General features: G+C 63.8%; 21 protein-coding genes and 1 tRNA gene. 8 read left to right on the top strand and 14 right to left on the bottom strand.

Going from position 1 to position 17,827, the window contains the following annotated elements; translation table 11 throughout:
- The first annotated feature begins 46 nt into the window (after positions 1-46).
- Both ACSFA5_RS10395 and ACSFA5_RS10400 read left to right on the top strand, forming a co-directional pair.
- Positions 47-562, top strand: a complete 516-nt coding sequence (locus tag ACSFA5_RS10395; RefSeq protein WP_435443927.1) for a hypothetical protein — start codon at positions 47-49, stop codon at positions 560-562.
- A complete protein-coding gene (locus ACSFA5_RS10400) occupies positions 516-1,175 on the top strand; it encodes a site-specific integrase (protein ID WP_435443928.1) in 660 nt (219 codons plus the stop codon). Before ACSFA5_RS10395 ends, ACSFA5_RS10400 begins: the two co-directional genes overlap by 47 nt.
- 10 nt (positions 1,176-1,185) lie before the next feature.
- On the opposite strand, the gene ACSFA5_RS10405 is transcribed toward ACSFA5_RS10400, so the two are convergent.
- The 7 genes from ACSFA5_RS10405 to ACSFA5_RS10435 form a co-directional block, all read right to left on the bottom strand.
- Complete coding sequence (locus ACSFA5_RS10405) at positions 1,186-1,590, bottom strand: YbjN domain-containing protein (protein WP_435443929.1); 405 nt, start codon at positions 1,588-1,590, stop codon at positions 1,186-1,188.
- Between the two features lie 24 nt (positions 1,591-1,614).
- Positions 1,615-2,013 carry a hypothetical protein gene (locus ACSFA5_RS10410; RefSeq protein WP_435443930.1) on the bottom strand — a complete coding sequence of 133 codons (399 nt, stop codon included), beginning with the start codon at positions 2,011-2,013 and terminating at the stop codon, positions 1,615-1,617.
- Positions 2,010-2,414, bottom strand: coding sequence for a hypothetical protein (locus tag ACSFA5_RS10415; RefSeq protein ID WP_435443931.1), 405 nt, complete (start codon positions 2,412-2,414; stop codon positions 2,010-2,012). The genes ACSFA5_RS10410 and ACSFA5_RS10415 overlap by 4 nt, the downstream gene beginning before the upstream one ends.
- A 120-nt stretch (positions 2,415-2,534) precedes the next feature.
- On the bottom strand, positions 2,535-2,792 hold the full coding sequence (locus tag ACSFA5_RS10420) for a helix-turn-helix domain-containing protein (protein ID WP_435443932.1): 258 nt from the start codon (positions 2,790-2,792) through the stop codon (positions 2,535-2,537).
- 2 nt (positions 2,793-2,794) lie between these two features.
- Complete coding sequence (locus ACSFA5_RS10425; RefSeq protein WP_435443933.1) at positions 2,795-3,025, bottom strand: hypothetical protein; 231 nt, start codon at positions 3,023-3,025, stop codon at positions 2,795-2,797.
- Positions 3,022-3,288: a hypothetical protein gene (locus ACSFA5_RS10430; RefSeq protein WP_435443934.1), complete on the bottom strand. Its 267-nt coding sequence runs from the start codon at positions 3,286-3,288 to the stop codon at positions 3,022-3,024. The genes ACSFA5_RS10425 and ACSFA5_RS10430 overlap by 4 nt, the downstream gene beginning before the upstream one ends.
- Positions 3,285-3,689, bottom strand: a complete 405-nt coding sequence (locus tag ACSFA5_RS10435) for a hypothetical protein (RefSeq protein WP_435443935.1) — start codon at positions 3,687-3,689, stop codon at positions 3,285-3,287. The genes ACSFA5_RS10430 and ACSFA5_RS10435 overlap by 4 nt, the downstream gene beginning before the upstream one ends.
- A gap of 62 nt (positions 3,690-3,751) precedes the next feature.
- On the opposite strand from ACSFA5_RS10435, the gene ACSFA5_RS10440 reads away from it, so the two are divergent.
- The 4 genes from ACSFA5_RS10440 to ACSFA5_RS10455 all read left to right on the top strand — a co-directional run bounded on the left by ACSFA5_RS10440 (position 3,752) and on the right by ACSFA5_RS10455 (position 8,049).
- On the top strand, positions 3,752-6,043 hold the full coding sequence (locus ACSFA5_RS10440; RefSeq protein WP_435443936.1) for a virulence-associated E family protein: 2,292 nt from the start codon (positions 3,752-3,754) through the stop codon (positions 6,041-6,043).
- 491 nt (positions 6,044-6,534) lie between these two features.
- Positions 6,535-6,711, top strand: coding sequence for a hypothetical protein (locus tag ACSFA5_RS10445; RefSeq protein ID WP_435443937.1), 177 nt, complete (start codon positions 6,535-6,537; stop codon positions 6,709-6,711).
- On the top strand, positions 6,698-7,111 hold the full coding sequence (locus tag ACSFA5_RS10450) for a hypothetical protein (protein ID WP_435443938.1): 414 nt from the start codon (positions 6,698-6,700) through the stop codon (positions 7,109-7,111). Before ACSFA5_RS10445 ends, ACSFA5_RS10450 begins: the two co-directional genes overlap by 14 nt.
- Positions 7,112-7,170: 59 nt before the next feature.
- Entirely contained in the window at positions 7,171-8,049 is an 879-nt protein-coding gene (locus ACSFA5_RS10455; protein ID WP_435443939.1) for a hypothetical protein, read from the top strand.
- Positions 8,050-9,065: 1,016 nt separating this feature from the next.
- Here ACSFA5_RS10455 and ACSFA5_RS10460 read toward each other — a convergent pair.
- Positions 9,066-9,413: a hypothetical protein gene (locus ACSFA5_RS10460; RefSeq protein WP_435443940.1), complete on the bottom strand. Its 348-nt coding sequence runs from the start codon at positions 9,411-9,413 to the stop codon at positions 9,066-9,068.
- A 239-nt stretch (positions 9,414-9,652) separates the two neighbouring features.
- On the opposite strand from ACSFA5_RS10460, the gene ACSFA5_RS10465 reads away from it, so the two are divergent.
- Positions 9,653-9,741, top strand: a tRNA-Leu gene (locus tag ACSFA5_RS10465).
- Between the two features lie 101 nt (positions 9,742-9,842).
- The gene (locus ACSFA5_RS10470; RefSeq protein WP_435443941.1) at positions 9,843-10,484 is read left to right on the top strand and encodes a DUF6806 family protein; all 642 of its coding nucleotides are present in this window, start codon (positions 9,843-9,845) and stop codon (positions 10,482-10,484) included.
- A gap of 97 nt (positions 10,485-10,581) precedes the next feature.
- Here ACSFA5_RS10470 and ACSFA5_RS10475 read toward each other — a convergent pair whose 3' ends face one another.
- The 6 genes from ACSFA5_RS10475 to proV all read right to left on the bottom strand — a co-directional run bounded on the left by ACSFA5_RS10475 (position 10,582) and on the right by proV (position 17,304).
- A complete protein-coding gene (locus ACSFA5_RS10475) occupies positions 10,582-11,361 on the bottom strand; it encodes a PA3715 family protein (protein WP_435443942.1) in 780 nt (259 codons plus the stop codon).
- Positions 11,362-11,376: 15 nt separating this feature from the next.
- Entirely contained in the window at positions 11,377-12,165 is a 789-nt protein-coding gene (murI, locus tag ACSFA5_RS10480) for a glutamate racemase (RefSeq protein WP_435443943.1), read from the bottom strand.
- Complete coding sequence (locus tag ACSFA5_RS10485) at positions 12,162-13,715, bottom strand: fumarate hydratase (RefSeq protein WP_435443944.1); 1,554 nt, start codon at positions 13,713-13,715, stop codon at positions 12,162-12,164. Before ACSFA5_RS10485 ends, murI begins: the two co-directional genes overlap by 4 nt.
- A gap of 87 nt (positions 13,716-13,802) precedes the next feature.
- A complete protein-coding gene (proX, locus tag ACSFA5_RS10490) occupies positions 13,803-14,837 on the bottom strand; it encodes a glycine betaine/L-proline ABC transporter substrate-binding protein ProX (protein WP_435443945.1) in 1,035 nt (344 codons plus the stop codon).
- A gap of 23 nt (positions 14,838-14,860) precedes the next feature.
- Positions 14,861-16,030: a glycine betaine/L-proline ABC transporter permease ProW gene (gene proW / locus ACSFA5_RS10495; protein ID WP_435443946.1), complete on the bottom strand. Its 1,170-nt coding sequence runs from the start codon at positions 16,028-16,030 to the stop codon at positions 14,861-14,863.
- 20 nt (positions 16,031-16,050) lie between these two features.
- Positions 16,051-17,304 carry a glycine betaine/L-proline ABC transporter ATP-binding protein ProV gene (gene proV, locus ACSFA5_RS10500; RefSeq protein ID WP_435443947.1) on the bottom strand — a complete coding sequence of 418 codons (1,254 nt, stop codon included), beginning with the start codon at positions 17,302-17,304 and terminating at the stop codon, positions 16,051-16,053.
- Positions 17,305-17,827: the final 523 nt, after the last annotated feature.

Consider the following 17,827-nt stretch of genomic DNA (forward strand, 5'->3'; position numbering starts at 1 on the left):
TTGTCCGTCGAAGCCAGTACGATGCGCGCTCCCACCGGAGCCCGATTTGTCCTCTGTCCAGAAGCGCGGCAACAAGTACCAGTTGCGCGTCAAGCACCACCTCCTCGAGAAGCCGTTCTTTCACACCTTCGACGACGAGGTGGAGGCGAACAACTACGCCAAGATCCTCGACGGCTGGCTCGAGCGCGGCGTCGTACCGCTGGAGCTGCTCGAGGCGACTCAGGGGCCGGCGCCAAAGTCGCCGCTGCTGCTTGAGGTGATGCGCAACTACGAGAACGACCCGAACACACGGGTCGCGTCGAGTGAGCGGCCGACGCTTGCGCTACTGGCCAGCGAGTTGCCTGGCGTGCGCATGTCGAGCATCACGTTCCAGCGGGTCAACCAGATGATCGAGGGCTACAAGACCCGAGAGAAGAAGATGACGCCAGGAACGATCAGGAAGCGCGTGGGCGCGCTTTCCAAGGTGGTCGCTTGGTACCCACCGCACCACCACGAAAGAAGGCCAGCAGCCGCCTGTGAACGTTCTGACGCTGCTGCCCCGCGGCTACAGCCAGTACGCTGACGGCTCAGTTCGAGACATCGCACGTGACGTGCGCATGTCGGCCGACGACGAGGATGCGGTGCGCGCGGCTCTCGCCGGCGTGAAGCGGCCCGACAAAGAGCGCCCCTGGGGGGACGATCCCGCTTTCGAGCTGCTGTTCTCACTGATCATCGACACGGGGCTGCGACTGCGTGAGGCCTACCGGCTGCGCGTCGACCAGCTGGACGCCGGCCGCGGGCTGCTGAGGATCGAGGGCACGAAGGGCCACCATGGCGCAGCCAAGCCTCGGACAGTGCCCTTGAAACGCGAACTGCGCGCGAAGCTGATCGCATGGTGTGAGGGGCGCACCGGGCTGATCTTTCCGTTCTGGGACGGCACGCCGGCCGACCTCACCAAATGCACGTCCAGGTTGTCGGCGCGCTTCACGTCCCTATTCGCATATGCGGTCGTGCCGAACTTCACCGAGCACGACCTACGTCACGAGGCCTGCTGCCGCTGGATGACGCTCAAGGGCGATCGCGGTTGGATCTTCAACGAGATCGAGATCTGCAAGATCATGGGCTGGACCGACACCAAGATGATGCTGCGCTACGCCTCATTGCGCGGCGAGGACCTTGCCGATCGTCTACTTTGACTCCCAGGGCCTAGCTCAGCTCTTTGAGTATTGTCTTGGCCTCAGAATTGGCGTTAGACAATGCGAGCATCAGTGTGCGCTCAAAATATTCATTGCTCGGCTCAGGAGGAGTTTCCATGCCGATTTTGAAAAGAATCTTATTTGAAATCTTTTGGACCTCAAAATTTCCAATTGGACGCATTTGATTCAGCTGATTGCACAACGCAAATGCTGAACTCATCTTATCGGGCTTAATCGTCAGCGGTACAATGACATGAAATGCGATGAATGAATCGCTTACGTAGACAACGCACTGTAGATCCAAAGTTTCGCCATTGAAGGCGAGCCGGATGACGTCGGCATCTTGGTCGTGAGTAAGCTTATAGCCTTCACTTTTCAAAAAGTCAGCGTAGCGTGCTGCGACAATAGAGCTCATATTTTATTTTCGACGCACAAATCTCTAGGCATAAGAGGGGATTTTGTGCGCCTGAATCATGTTGAGTTCAAAAACTCCGGCCACAAAAGTGACGAATGCACTGCTACCTTGCGGCGAAGCAATAGGATTGACCTCAGCAAACGGCGCTCGCCCGCCCTGAATGGCTTTAGATCTTTCCTCATACGCTTGCACGTATAGCAGTCTTACCTCGGTGGTCAGGCCATTAGACTGCTCGATTTCTGCGACCCGCTGGAAATATGCACGAGTTAAACTGTAACCCGTACTTTGCGTCGCAAACCGCCAAGAGTTTCTCGCATAGCGTTCCGGCCAGAGTTGTTTTCGAAAAACAAACGCGGTGGCGCAGCTAACTAGAACGGCGGAAATAAGAAAAAGCCCAACTACTGCGAGCAGGAATTCGGTCATGATTTTTCACCCAGCTTGTAGAGAAATATCAAGAAATGCGTTGACGTTAAGCCGACGATGATTAACCACAAGGTTATAAACAATGCAATCTTCTTCTTTGTCGCTGCGGCTTTAATCCAGGCCTCTACTGAAGTTGCGACGAAGAACCAAAAAATCAGTGTCCCCAGAAGCAATGTGCCGATGATAGCGACTAGGTTTGCCTTGACGTCGGCGTCCGGGACGAACTTGGCAACTTCGGTCAATGTGAACACGCAGGTGGCATCGAATGCCACCAAAATCAAGAGCCAGTCAGCGCCTGAGCTCTCAAGCACCGCAGCTTTACGAACAGACAGGTTCGCTAAAAAGCACATAAATGCGGGGACGATTGCTGCCACATAAAAGGTGATGCTTTCGTGCGTCATCGCTGCTCAGGTCTCGTATTTTGCGGAGCCAATGCGTACGCATCGGCTTATGGTGTAAGCGGGAGTATACGGACCCGGGCTGGGCGCCAGTTGGACCGGCCGTGGAACGGAATCTCCAGTTCAGGTCGGCAGGGGCGGCAGCGCCAGCGGCGCCCGGCGCTTCGAACCGGGCTTGATGATGCCCTCCGGCCGCGTGGGCTCAGGCCTGGCCAGCGCCATCTCGTTGAGGCGCTGCATCAACGCCTGGCGCGGGAAGAGCCAACTGCGGCCGATCTTCACGCCTGGCAACTCGTGGTTGCGGGCTTTCTCTTCGACGGTCGACGGCTCGCAATCGAGCATGGTCGCCACTTGGTCCTTGCTGAGAATGTCGTCGCTCATGCTCATAGCAGGCTTCCTTGCTGGCCCTCGGCCCGGGCGACCAGATCGATGGCGATCTTCATCACGCGCAGATAGTCGGCTGACGGCCGCTTGTCGACATCCTGACCAGGACGGGAGTGCCGCCAGATCTCGCGCTGCTGCGTCGGCGGCACCATGGCCCAGTGCTTGCCGCACATCAGGTACTTCGGGGGCGCGGCTTTGTTGCAGCCCTCGGCGTGGCATGTGTGTGTCATGCAGGCCGCTCCGCGCCTTCCCGCCGGCACGTGCTCGGGTTCCAACCGTGGGGCGACCATTCGACGTAGCAGTCGTAGCGCTCGAAGGTGCGGCCGTCCTGCAGCACCACGCACCAGCGGCCGCTGCCGCCTGGTCGCGCCGGCGGCACGAAGAACTTGTCAATCTGGACGCCGCTGACGACCTCGCCAACGTTGCGAACGCCGCCGGTGGGCGTACGAGCCCACTTGTCGGCGATCGCGCTCCAAGGGGTGCCTTGCGTCATGCCAGCACTCCCCGCATCTGGCCGACGTCGACCACGCGGCCGCCGGCGCTGCAAATCTCGGCCTCGGCGCGCTCGACGACTCGGCGGAGCTCGCCATAGCTCAGCAACTGCAGCTGGTACTCGTGTAGCTCGATCGCGGTTGTGATGACGTCGAGCTCGAGCAGATCCAGCGGGGTGGCATTCCACGTGCCCGCATCCATGGCCCGCCGGCCAATCTCCTGCAGGGCATCCGCGGCGCTGCGCAGATGGCCGCTCAGGCCGCGCACGATGCCTCGACGTTCAAGGCCTTGGGCAACGACGATCGCGCGCGTAACGGTCGACCACTCGCGCTCTGTGGCCACGCCTTCACGCAGCGATCGCGCGGCCGCGCGCAGCAGTTGAATAGCGAGGTGCTTGTTCATGGCCGCGCTGCCTTCGGGAATGGCCACCTGCGCAGCGAGAGAAGGAGCAGTGGGAAACGCGCATGCCCGCGCCGGCCGACGCACCGCCCGCCACCTTCTGGCACTACAGCCGAAAAAAAGAAGACATCCTGCACACCGCGAGCTATCGGGTCGACGGGCAGTTGTTCGGCTACGTGGTCCGGTTCAGAACGAGTGATGGCGGTAAGGTCGCGATTCCATACACGTGGGCTGCGAGCCTGCGCGATGGCTCGATGACCTGGAAGTGGCGGGGCTGGGACGATGCACGGCCGCTGTTCTACCCAGGCGGAGAGCATCCGGGCGGCCGTACCGTCATCGTCGTCGAGGGCGAAGTCAAGGCCGAGGTGCTGCAGGCGCTGCTCGATGCGCGCGGCTCCGGCGTGTACTGCGTGGTGGGCTGGCCGGGCGGGTGCAACGGCTGGAAGAAGGCGCAGTGGGAATGGCTTGCTGGGAGCACGGTGCTGCTGTGGCCAGACTGCGATTCCAAGCGCGAGAAGGCTCCGCAGGCTGCGCAGAAGTCCGTGGTGGCTCAAGCCATGGAGCAGCTCGAGCAGATCGGCGGGGAGATCACAGACAGCGACCGTGAGCTCGTGCGTGACACTGCGCTGCAGCTCCTGGCCCAGTCGATGCCATACCTGCCAGCGAAGAAGCAGCCGGGCATGGCGGCGATGCTTGGAATCGGCACGTTGCTGAGCGATGCGCAGGGCTGCAAGGTGTCGATGCTGCCGATCCCTGGGCCTGGCGAGTTGCCGGACGGATGGGACTGCCATGACGCAATCGACACGGATGGATGGGACTACGACCGTGTGCTCACCTACTTCGGTCGGGCCCAACCGTTTCAGGCCGACATGCATGCGGTCGAGCCTGCAGCTGCGTCGTCGGACGCGGGCGCGGCTTCGGAGGGTGGTGGCGGATCTGGCGGCGGCGCGCCTAAAAGCCCCGCTGGCGCTGAGGGCGGCGATGACGAAAAGTTGCCGTGGTGGCTCAAGCCCTATTGGGATGCGGAAAAGGGCAGGTGGCTGGTTTCGCGCAAGCTGGTGATCGCGGCTCTGTTGAACGATGAGGCGCTGAGTGGCGTGCTCGGCCTCAACCAGCTGAGCAACAACATCGATGCGCGCCGGCCGTGGCCCTGGCCGCACGCGAAGGCGGGCCCGATCACGGGCGCGGTCGACCTGCTGCTCGGCCGCTATCTCAGCAAGACCTACGGCCTGCCGAGCATCAACCGGGCGGCATTGATGGAAGCCATCGAGACGGTGGCTCACGAGAACCCGTTCCATCCCGTCCAGGAGTACCTGACCGGTCTGCCCGAGCCTGACCCCGACGCGAAGCCGCTGATCGACAAGTGGCTCGTGTTTGTCATCGGCGAGACGCCCGAGACGCTCAAGCCCGAGGTGTTCGAGTACTTGTGCCTGGTCGGCCGCTACTGGCTGCTCGGCATGGTCAATCGCATCATGGAGCCGGGTTGCAAATTCGACTACTGCCCGGTGCTAGAAGGCCCGGGCGGCATGCGCAAATCCACGATGGTCGAGACGCTCGCGAGCTCGGCCTACTTCAGTGACACGCACTTCGACGTGAGCCGCGGCAAGGAAGGCCAGGAACAGGTGCAGGGCCTGTGGCTCTACGAGATCGCCGAACTGGCGAACTTCGGCAAGTCCGAGATCAACATCATCAAGGCCTTCATCTCGGCGAAGGTCGACCGGTACCGGCCGAGCTACGGCCGAGTCGTCGAGGCCTATGCGCGACAGTGTGTGCTGGCTGGCACGACGAACGAACGCACCTACCTGCGAGACCGCACCGGTAACCGGCGCTTCTGGCCGGTGCCTGTGCGGCATGTCATTGACATCGAGTGGCTGCTGCGAAATCGCGACAGGCTCTTTGCCGAAGCGTTCGCGCTCTACCTGCAGGCCGAGCCATTCACGCCCGCGATCGCGGTGGAGGAACGGCTGTTCTTCCCGATGCAGGAAAGCCGCCTGGTGGAAACGGCCGTGCTCAGCGAGCTGCTGCACGTCCTGACCAGGCCGCCCATGCAGACAGGCATTGGCGCAGTCGTCAACGAGCTCACCACGTTCGTCACGATTTCGCAGCTCACGGCCGCCCTCGGCGTCGACGCGGCAAAGAGCAACGCATCGCTCGAGGGCCAGATCCGCAGCTGGATGGAGCACGAGGGCTGGGAGCGCTGCAAGAAGCAGCAGAACGGCGTTCGTGCATGGGGCTACGAGAAGCCGAAGGATTGGCCGCCCTACGAACCCGAGGAAGGGGCCGCTGTGCCCCCGCCACCGCCGGCACCGAAGCCGGCGGTCAATGAATATGGAGTCGCCGACGATGCGCCGTTCTGACCAACAGGTCACGGCGCAACAAACGCGCCGGATCGCAAACACCGCCAGACGCAAGATTGGCAGCGGTGTGCCCGAAGGGCTGGGAGGCAAGCGCCCCCATTGCGGTGCGGTAGCGGGGAAGTCGACGCACGCGCCTATGACCTGAGTGCCCAACTGTCCACGGTGGCCAGGGCTTCCCTTAGAGCCCTAAGGCTTGCTTCTTCCTCCGGATTGGGGGTTGCAGCCGCTGCATGGTCCATCGCGATATTCGCAAAGCGGGCGCCCCCACACAGAGGCGTGCAGACGTGTGCACTCGCGCGCGCACCACCCCTCCGATCTCACGTATTTCTTCTATAGAGAGGTTTGGACACATGGACACCATGACTTCAGATCAAGCGATGACCGTCGCCGAAGTGAACGCTCGGCTTGGCTTCATCAGGGACCGCATGCCAAAGACCTACGAGGCCATCTAGGCGAAGGCGGGCGAGATCGGCAAGGAGGCCTATGCGCTGGTGCGTCGTGGCATCCGCGGCGAACCGAATTGCTTTTTTGCGCACGAGCGGGACTCCAAAGTCGGCACCTACTGGGAAGCCAAGGTGACACCCGATGTCGCGCGCCTGGTCGAGCGGTACGGCATGACCTTCGTGTGCATGTGGCCTGAGCCGAAGGAGGCCGATGGCGCGCATTGAATGGGTCAAGACGCGCCTCAACAACTGGGCGCTGTGGCGCTGCCAGATGGCCGGCAACGGCCTGGGCTTCTCGTCGCAGGCCTCGTTCCTCAACGATGCGCCTGGCACGGAGCTCGAGGCGAGGATCCCGGTCGACGAGATCGAGGCCTCGGTCACGCACGAGGGCATCGAGTCGTTCAAGGACGCGCGGCCGCACGTCTACCACGTGCTGTATTGCATGTACCCGTTCGGGCTCGGCGTCAGCGGCACCTGCGAGCGGCTGGAGTGCGAGCGGGCCAACGTTTACGCGCTGCTTGATGTAGCTGACCGGCTACTCGCGGCGTGGTTCGCGCAGCGAGCTGAGAAGAGTGCGACTCAACGGCTCGCGATCCTGCAACAGTTTGGAGGAGGAAGCGGCTAGTCACTCGCCATCGGCTTTGAGGACGTGCGGTGTAAGCATAGACCAACAAGGAGCGGGATATGGCAGATGCAGGAAAAGAATCAACTAACGATCCGGCCAAGCGCGAGCTTCTCTCGCATTGGCTATCGGTGCGAACCTTGCGCGACATTTGTATTGTTGCTGCCATAGGGGTGGTCGCCTGGAAAATTGCCAATGCGCCCTTCAACATCAGCATCGACAAGTTCTCTTTCACAGACCTGCTCGCTCTGATACTGGCCTTATTCTCGGTTTGGCTCTCCGCATTGTTCTACTTCAAAGCAGACGAGGCGAGTAGCCGCTTCTACGACAACAGCTACAACTTCACGCGCGATATGCACGTAGTTTTAGGGCGTATCGAGGCAAGCTTCGGCGAGCGACTGAAGCACCTCGATGAGGGCTACAACAGGATGAACAACACGCTTGCCGAGCGACTTGCGACTGAAAAGATCGTCGTCGAGGAAAAGGAAGCGGAGGTCATCCAACTGGCACAAAACCTGACCAACGATGTATCTGAGGTCACTCCTGAATCCGAAAAGGAGAAGCAGGCTCTCATGAACGATTTGCGGCGAGCCAACAGCGAACTTGCACATGCGAAGGGTGAACTTTCGGCATTGCAAAAGATGGCTGCGAAAGAACGCGAACGTGCCAGTCCGACTCGTCCTCCGGGCTCGGGCATGTTCAACGCGGCAATTGCCCACGTCATACACGTGATGACGAGGCAGGGGAACCTGTTAACCAAGCCGTTGTCAATGAGCGTGGTGCGTGAATTGTTTGAGGACTGCCGAAACTCTATATCTCCAGCAGCCCTCAATACATTGAACGAAGCTGGCCTGATGGATAACGGCCGGTTGAATAATCTAGGCGCGAAGGAGATTTTGCGAACGCTCGCGTGGGACCAATCGACAGGTTCGACCGGATAGACGCCGCCGTTTTGGCGCTGTTCGAGTTTTACGACATAGACACTTCTGATAGATTTCAGGCAGTTGGTGAAAAATGGGTTTAACGCATGGCCTACCAAGGCTTCTCTCAGAAGTTGGAACTCGCGAAGGTGCTTGCAGGCGCAAAGCGGTCAGCACCACAAGCAGCAAGCGAAGCCGAGAAAGCTCGGCGCAAGCAGCTTGCTGAGAACCTTGCTCAGCGTGCGCTGATCCAGAGCCGACGAACCTAGGCACCTACGTCCCACACACAGCCCGCCCTGCGCAAGCACGGCGGGTTTTTCTTTGTCGATCATCGGGAGGGTCCGCGGCCACGGCATTGCTGACGGTCGCGGCTAAGCGGGCGAGGCCGGCCGGCCTGGTGATCTGTGTCTACCTACTGCCAAGTCCTATGCCATCCGCCGCACCGCGCCCATGCACATACCCGGGATGCGGCGTGCTCGTGCGCGATGGCACGGGTACTCCTTCGTGCCGAAGTCCGGCTTCTCGATGGATGGATATACGAACACGCCACGCGGGCTCGTGAGTTGGGGGGAGGCTTTCTTGTCTGCCATTGGGGGGGTGCTTTCTGAAATGAGAAACGCCCCCGAGGCGTGAACCTGCGGGGGCGTTGAGGGAGGGGGGTGAGAGGGTTAGCGCATGCCGTAGACGGCGAGCCAGCAGCCCATGTAGAGGAACGCTTGTTGTCCGGGAGTCATCGCGGCATGTACTCGTTCGGAACCACCACCAGCGGCTTGCCCATGAAGGTCTCGTGCGAGGGACTCGGATGACCGAGTAGATGCGGCCCCGGAAGTCGAACTGGCAGGGGAAGTAGATGCGCTCGTACTTCGCATAGCGGTTGGCGTACACGCGCTTGTAGTCGTAGCCAACCCGCTTTTTCACGCCGTCCTTCACCTTCTGAAATACCTTGTTTTCCTCGGCGCGGAGGGTGGATAACCGAATCTCGTCCTCCACCATGCCGCCAATCGTGGTCGTCATGTGCTGGAGGGTGCGGGGTGCAGTCAGGCTGGGAGGACGGCACGTAAGGCCAGGAATGCGGCCACGTCCGGGCCGATGTCGCGTAAGGGACGCACGGCGGTGTGCTTCTTCCCGGCCTTGCCGGAATTCGCGGCCTCCATGAACGCCTTGATGCCGTCCGAGACGGCTTGGACGCGGTGGAGCATCAGGGCAGCGCCGTAGGCGGTCGCGTCCTCAGCGCCCCCGATGCGGGCGGCGTTCAGGTTCCGGTGGTACGCCTCGAAGCCGCGTTGTGTCATGTCTTCTTCGAGCCGCCATTGCTCGGCAATCATCTCGTCATCGAGACAATCAGGGCGTGAGAGGTCAGCCGGGTTCACGGACGGGGTGTTCATTCAGGACTCCAAAGGGTTACCTATAGGGTTCCATCGATATGGAACATCTCTATGGTTTGAATCGTTATGGGGAATCTCTATGGTGAATCTCTAGGGATCACCTAATGGAGGGGGTAATCAACTGAGCCTGTGTCAGGACGCACTTGTCACAGGTTTGGGTGGGTCGGGTCTGTGTCCGGGACCCGCCCTTCTGTGCCATTTCGCTGACACAGGGATGGCAGAATGGGTCCCCTGGCGAGGCCCCGATGGTGAAATTGGTAAACACAAGAGACTTAAAATCTCTCGTCCTGACAAGGACTTAGCGGTTCAAGCCCGCTTCGGGGCACCAGCCGAAAACCGCCGGACCAGATTTAAAATCCGCCGCTTCCTTGATCGGGGCATACGGGTTCGACCCCCGTTCCGGGTACCAAACTTACATGGGAGCATTCGATGCCTCGCTACAACGCTCCATTTGAAATCCATGTGCACGGCGACGTGCCGCTGCGCCCGGACGTGACCTTCGACCAGATCCAGGAGGCGCTCAAGCCCCTGTGGGCGTACGCCGGCGCGAAGTCGCTGGCCGACGGCGCCACGAGCACCTACGAAGAAGAGCCGGGCATCCGCTTCGAGCAGAAGGACCACACGCTGCAGATCTGCTGGACCGTGCCCGGCGACGAAGACTTTCGCCAGGCGCTCGACGAGATGTGCATGGGCCTGAACGAGCTGTCCGACCGCGGCGCGGCCATCGAGGTCACCTTCTACGACACCGACTTCGACGAGGAAGAGGGCGATCCCGACGAAGAGTCGCGTGACGACTTCCTGATGCTGTTCGTCGGCCCCAATCCGGCCGCGATCATGCAGGTGCAGCGTGACCTGCTTGTGGAAGACGTCATCAATCTCATGGAGCGCCACTTCGACGGCGCCGAGCTGGGCGGCGTGGTCTCCGAGATCGACCGCCTCTTCAGCGACCGTTTCGACGCGCTCGTGAACTCGCTTGAAATCGGCAAGCGCCCGCGCGGCACGGGCGGCCCTGGCAGCGGCGGCAGCGGTGGTGGCCATGGCGGCGGTCGCCGTCCGCGTCACCTGCACTGAGGGGCCCCGCGCTCTTGCGGACACAGGGCGTTAAACCCCTGCTCCTCCACCTCCGTGCCGCGCTCCCGAAGGCGCACTGTGGGCAGTTCAGGCCCTCTCAGGGCGATTGCTGCACCAGCGACTTCGGCACCTTGTAGCGCTCGCCGTCGTAGCGCAGCGTCACGGTGCTGAACTTCGCCGGCAGCGTCTTCTCCAGGCAACCCTGGTCTTCCTGCTCTTGCGCGCGGCTTTGCACCAGCGTGCGCGACAGCTGCAGGTCGGCAAAGCCGTTGCTGGCCGCCTTGCCGACCGACAGCATGGTGCGCAGCTTCTCGAAGTGGCCTGTGCAGGTGGCGTCCCAGCCGCCGTTGTCGTGGTCGAGTTCGACCTCCTGCAGCACCTGGCGAAATTGCTTGCCGTGGTGCACGTAGAGCCGCACCGTTTCACTCGCCAGCGGGCTGCCCGGCGCGCTGGTGCCGCGGTAGCGCACGCGCACGCCGAAGGCGCGGGCCTCGCTCGACAGCACATAGCGCGAGGTGTCGATGCGGATGTCCTGGATCGACGTGGTCGCGTCTTCGTCGAGCGCTTCGGGCTGCATGAGCCGGCCGATGACGGTGTCGCGCTCGGTATTGCCGTTGTCGGGCCGCTGGATCAGCAGGATCTCGAGGTCGAACACCTTGGCGCCGTGGTCGGTGGTTTCGCGCGGCATCGGCAGCACGACGATGCTGCGCCCCGGAAAGGCCGGCCAGATCTTGCAGGCGGCGAGCCGCTCGTCGAGCGGGCGGTTGGGGTGCAGCTTGGCGTGCATGCGCTCGGCCAGGCCGCTCTCGCAGGCTGCGTGGCTCAGGCCGGCGCCCGAGAGGCACAGGAGGAGGGCGGTATGGCGGAGAAAGCGCATGTGAGGGGGCTCAGGTCAGGCCGCGGTGGCCGCGGGAAGCCCTAGCCAGCGCGCCGCCGCGGCCTCGAGCACGGCGACGTGGCCGCTGCTTTCCAGGCGCAGCGTGCCGTTGCCGGTGTCCGCGAGCTGGCCGGCGGACGCCAGCAGGCGCCGCGTCTGCTGCGCCACGGGCACGCCGGTGTCGATGAAGCGCAGCGTGGCCGGTGCATGCCGGCGCAGTTCGTCTTTCACGAGCGGATAGTGGGTGCAGCCGAGCACCACGGTGTCGACGTCGGTGGGCCCGTCGCCGAAGGGGCCGGCCTCCTTCATGTAACGCTCGCACAGCGTCGAGATGCCTGCCGCGTCGAAGCCTTCGATGGCTTTCACGAGACCGTCGCAAGGTACGGACCGCACCTCGGCCGAGCCGGCGAACGATGCGCGCAAGGCGGCGTACTTGGCGCTGGCCAGGGTGCCGCGCGTGGCCATCACCGAGATGTGTCCCGTGCGGCTGCCTGCCACGGCGGGCTTGAGACCGGGCTCCAGGCCCACGATCGGCAGCTCGGGGTGTTCGGCCCGCAGCAGGTGAATGGCGGCGGTCGTGGCCGTGTTGCAGGCCACCACGAGCGCCTTGACGCGGTGTTCCCGCAGCAGATGTTCGACCACAACACGCGACCGCTCGATGACATAGGCGTCCCCGCGCTCGCCGTACGGCGCGTAGGCCGTGTCGGCGAAGTACACGAAGTTCTCGTGCGGCAACTCGGCCCGCAACGCGGCCAGCACGCTGAGCCCACCGACCCCGCTGTCGAAGACGCCTATATCGCTCAAGCTTCTTCCATCATGATGGTCTTGAACTCGCCGCTCGCGATGCGCTTCTGCCACTCGGCCGGGCCGGTGATGTGCGCGCTGGTGCCGCCGGCATCGACCGCCACCGTCACGGGCATGTCGACCACGTCGAATTCATAGATGGCTTCCATGCCCAGGTCGGCAAAGCCCACCACCTTGGCGGTCTTGATGGCCTTGCTCACCAGGTAGGCGGCGCCGCCGACGGCCATGAGGTAGGCGCTCTTGTGCTTCTTGATGGCCTCGATGGCCACCGGGCCGCGCTCGGCCTTGCCGATCATCGCGATCAGGCCGGTCTGCGCCAGCATCATTTCGGTGAAGCCGTCCATGCGCGTGGCGGTGGTCGGGCCGGCGGGGCCCACGGCTTCGTCGCCGACCGGATCGACCGGGCCGACGTAGTAGATGACACGGTTAGTGAAGTCCACGGGCAGCTTCTCGCCCTTGGCCAGCATGTCCTGGATGCGCTTGTGCGCGGCGTCGCGGCCGGTGAGCATTTTGCCCTTGAGCAGCAACGTGTCGCCTGGCTTCCAGCTCGCGACTTCGGCGGGCGTGAGCGTGTCGAGGTCGACGCGCTTGCTCTTCTTCTCGTCGGGCGCCCAGTTGACGTCGGGCCACATGTCGAGCGAAGGCGGGTCGAGGTACACCGCGCCGCTGCCGTCCATCACGAAGTGCGCATGGCGGGTGGCCGCGCAGTTGGGGATCATGGCCACCGGCTTGCTGGCCGCGTGCGTCGGGTACATCTTGATCTTGATGTCGAGCACGGTGGCCAGGCCGCCCAGGCCCTGCGCGCCGATGCCCAGTGCGTTGACCTTCTCGTACAGCTCGATGCGCAACGCCTCGACCTTGCTGAGCTCGGCGCCCGATTGCTTCTTGGCCTGCAGCTCGTGCATGTCGAGGTCGTCCATCAGGCTTTCCTTGGCCATCAGCGCGGCCTTCTCGGCCGTGCCGCCGATGCCGATGCCCAGCATGCCCGGCGGGCACCAGCCAGCGCCCATGGTGGGCACGGTCTTGAGCACCCAGTCGACCACGCTGTCGCCGGGGTTCAGCATCACGAGCTTGCTCTTGTTCTCGCTGCCGCCGCCCTTGGCCGCGACCGTCACTTCGAGGGTGTTGCCCGGAACGATCTCGGTGAAGATGACCGCGGGCGTGTTGTCCTTGGTGTTCTTGCGGTCGAACTGCGGGTCGGCCACGACCGAGGCGCGCAGGGTGTTGTCGGGGTGGTTGTAGCCGCGGCGCACGCCTTCGTTGATGGCGTCGTCCAGGCTGCCGGTGAAGCCGCCCCAGCGCACGTCCATGCCCACCTTGAGGAACACGTTGACGATGCCGGTGTCCTGGCAGATCGGGCGGTGGCCCGTGGCGCTCATCTTGCTGTTCGTCAGGATCTGCGCAATGGCGTCCTTGGCGGCGGGGCTCTGTTCGCGCTCGTAGGCCTTGGCGAGATGGGCGATGTAGTCGGCGGGGTGGTAGTAGCTGATGTACTGCAGCGCGGCGCTGATCGATTCGATCAGGTCGGCCTGCTGGATCGTGGTCGTCATGGTGGGGGGCTTTTATTGGAGTGGGAAACGCGGCAAACGCGGAAAACGCCCCCCGATTATCTCAGCCGCCGCCCATGCGCTGCCTTGCTACCTCGCAGCAGCCCGGGCCTGGGCAATCCAGTCGTCGAACAGTGCCTGATGCACCCGGATCCACCCGTCCGTATGCCGCTCCACGTCCTTCCGCGTGTTGGCGCCCTCGCTCATGCGAAGGTTCTGTGCATTGATGTCGCTGATCGGCAGCGTCATCACCTCGAACAATTTCGCCGCGGCCGGGTTCTTCTCGGTGAAGGCCCGGTTGGCGACGATCTGTTCCTGGTTGGCCTGGAAGCCGTAGTTCCTGCCGTTCGGCAGCTGCGTGTCGACCTTGCCCTCTTTGCTCTCTTGCGACGAAGAGAAGGGCACCTGCAGCCACACCACGTCTGTGCCGGGGCGCAGCACCGCGCTGACCCAGTACGGCGTCCACGTGTAGTACAGCACCGGCTTGTCCTGCTTGAAGCGGGCGATGGTGTCGGCCATCAGCGCGGCATAGCTGCCCTGCTTGTGCGTGACCGTGTCGCGCAACTGGTAGGCGCCCAGATGGTTCTCGATGGCCAGCTCGCAGCCCCAGCCGGGGTTGCAGCCCGTCAGGTCGGCCTTGCCGTCGCCGTCGGCGTCGAACAGCTTCGCGATGGCCGGGTCCTTCAGCTGCGCGATGGTCGTGATGTTGTATTGCTCGGCCGTCTTGCGGTCGATCAGGTAGCCCTGCACCGCGCCGTCGGAATACACGCCCTTGCGCCACAGCTTGGCGTCGCCGCCGCTGTTCTTGTAGAAGTCGGCGTGCAGCAGGCTCCAGTGGTTGGCCATGAAGGTGGCGTCGCCGTTGGCAATGGCCAGGTGCTCGGTGGCGGGCTCCAGGTCCTTCATGGGCTCGACGGTGTAGCCGAGCCTTTCGAGACCGCGCATCACCAGCAGCGTCTGGAAGGCTTCTTCGGCGAGCGAACTCTTCAGCGGCAGCACGGTCACGCCCTTGCCGGGCAGGTCGTTGGCGGCGTGGGCGGCTTGGGCGGCCATGCCGGCGGCAACGAAGCCGATGGCCAGAAGGCCGCGTGCCATGCCGCGTGCGATGACATTGATCTTCTTCATGCGTCTGGTTTCTCCTTGGCGTTTCATTGCGCTTGCGCGGACAGGGCAGGCGCGGGCTCACTGCCCGTGCGCGAAGACGCCGGTGAACCCACCAGCCGCTGCAGCAGGTGCAGCGCGAAGCCCGCAGGCCCGGTGTGCCACCAGCGGCGCCCGGCGCTGCGGCGCGACTTGCCCATGGCCTGCGTCAGGCGGTCCAGCGTGATGGCCAGCAGCACAATGCCCAGGCCGCCCACTGTCGCCAGGCCCATGTCGAGCCGGCCGATGCCGCGCAGCACCATCTGGCCCAGGCCGCCCACGGCGATCATCGAGGCGATCACCACCATCGACAGCGACAGCATCAGCGCCTGGTTGATGCCCGCCATGATCGACGGCATGGCCAGCGGCAGCTGCACCTTCACGAGCATCTGCCACGGCGAGGCGCCGTAGGCGCGCGCGGCCTCGATCAGGTCGGGACGCACCTGGCGCAGGCCCAGGTTGGTCAGGCGCACCAGCGGGGCCAGCGCGAAGATGATCGTCACGATCACGCCGGGCACGTTGCCGATGCCGAACAGCATCACCACCGGCACCAGGTACACGAAGGCGGGCGTGGTCTGCATTGCGTCCAGCACCGGCCGCATGATGCGTTGCGCGCGGTCGCTGCTGGCCAGCAGCACGCCCAGCGGCAGGCCGATCACCATGCAAAAGACCAGCGAGGTCAGCACCAGCGACAGCGTCACCATCGCCTCGGGCCAGATGCCCAGCATGGCCACCAGCAGCAGCGCCACCGTGGTGCCGATGGCCAGCGCGCGGCCGGCGAACTGCCAGGCCAGCAGGCCGATGAGGGCGATCATCGCCAGCGTGGGCAGGCCCGTCAGCAGGCTCTGCACCCCGTTCAGCGTGCTGTCGATGGGCAGGCGCACGGTCTGGAAGAAGGGGCGGAAGTGCGCCACCACCCAGCCCAGGCCCTGGTTGATCCAGGACTCGACCGGCAGCGAGCCGTCCCACAGGCGGTGCAACTGGAAGCCAGTGGCAGCGTCGGGCGAGCCGGCCAGTTGATGGGCGGCATCTGCCGGTGCGTCGAGCCAGGCGCTCGTGGCCGAGGTGTCGGGCACGGTCGACATCGCTTGCCACGGATCGATCGGTGCAGGCGTGTTCAACATGGGCGCGTCCAGAACGGGTGCGTTCAGCTCGGAAGGAAGTGTGTTGTCGTTCATCGTTCGAGGTCCTTCGTGATTCAGTGCGGTTCGGCTGCGAGCGCAGGGGCGGCGTTGGGCACGACCGGCTCGATGGGCGGCGTGTCGCGGTCCAGGAACTTGAGCAGCGTCGTCTTGCTGATCGCGCCGCAGAAGCGGCCGTCGCTCGCCACCACCGGCAGCGCGCACGGCGCCTGCGCGAGCTGGCCGATCAGGCCCGCCACGGGCGCCTCGGCGTCGATGCGCGGCAGGTCGGCCAGAAAGGCGCGCTGCAGCCCCAGCGGGCCCGAATGCCCGTCGAGCGCGCCGCGCAGCGTGTCGGCCGACACCACACCCAGAAAGCGCCTGGTCGGGCTGGTCACGTAGGCAAAGTCGCGGTCCTGGTCCTCGAGCAGCTTGAGCGCCGCGCGCGCACCGCGCTCGGGGTGCTCGCACACCACCGTGAGCGACTTGCGCGCGATGTCCGCCGCCTTGAACACGGCCGCCGCGTCCACGCCGCGCACGAAGCTGCGCACGTAGTCGTCTGCGGGGCTGCGCAAGATCTCGTCGGGCGTGCCGACCTGGATCACCTGGCCGTCCTTCATGATCGCGATGCGGTCGCCGATGCGCATGGCTTCGTCCAGGTCGTGCGAAATGAAGACGATGGTGCGGCGCTGTTCCTGCTGCAGGCGCAGCAGCTCCGACTGCATCTCGGTGCGGATGATCGGGTCGAGTGCCGAGAAGGCCTCGTCCATCAGCAGGATCGACGGGTCGGACGCCAGCGCGCGCGCCAGGCCCACGCGCTGCTGCATGCCGCCCGACAACTCGTCGGGGTAGCTCGCGCCCCAGCCCGACAGGCCCACCTGCGCAAGCGCCTTGTCGGCCTGCGCCAGGCGCTCTTTCTTGCTCGTGCCCGAGAGCTCCAGTCCGAACGCGGTGTTCTCGCGCACCGTCATGTGCGGCATGAGCGCGAACGACTGGAACACCATGCTGATGTCCTTGCGGCGCAACGCGCGCAGCTTGGCGTCGGAGTGTTCGTTGATGTCGGCGCCGTCGATCACGATGCGGCCCGCCGTCGGCTCGATCAACCGGTTCAGCAGGCGCACCAGCGTCGATTTGCCCGAACCCGAGAGACCCATGATGACGAAGATTTCTCCAGCCTGGATTTCGAAGGTGGCGTCGAACACGCCGATCGATTGACCGGTGCGCGCCAGGATTTCTTTCTTTGAAAAACCTTGCCGGACCAGTTCCAGGGCCTGCTCCGGCTCGTCGCCGAAGACCTTGAAAACGTGGTCGATGAGAATTCCTTTGGCCATCTGCGGGGCTCCTTGTGATCCCCTGTGGAGGGGGTGGACGAACATCGCCACAAGCGGGCGACGGCGACCACGCCATCAGCCGATGGGTTTGCCGGGGGCTCGCGAAAGGCGCTGAACGCTCGCGATGGCCCGGCAGGCCTCAAGGGCTGCCGACAGGCACTGAAGACGACAAAGCGACGAAGCCAGTGCCCGCCGGATGCTTCATTCGCAGAACAACGGGCCTGGTCGAGGGGCGTCGCCTGGATGAGCGTGACGTGGCAATGGGGACGGAAAGATCCGGCCGGTTTGCCGGGCTGCGCCCGGCGGGAGAACCTTGCACCGCGACGGGATTCAGGGATCCGCGAGTAGTGAAGGGGTGACCAACCACCGTCATCATCATGACTTGTTGGTCGTCGGAAGGCCTTGATCATAACTTTTGGGCATGATGAAAGTCAAGACGCAAGGCGTATCGTCGTGTCAGCGGACAGGCAATGGCCCCGTCAGATGCGAGCTGCTCGTATTGGCCGATACTCGGCACCGCGCC

It is taken from the genome of Variovorax monticola (genome assembly GCF_051216855.1).
Taxonomy (GTDB): Bacteria; Pseudomonadota; Gammaproteobacteria; order Burkholderiales; family Burkholderiaceae_C; genus Variovorax.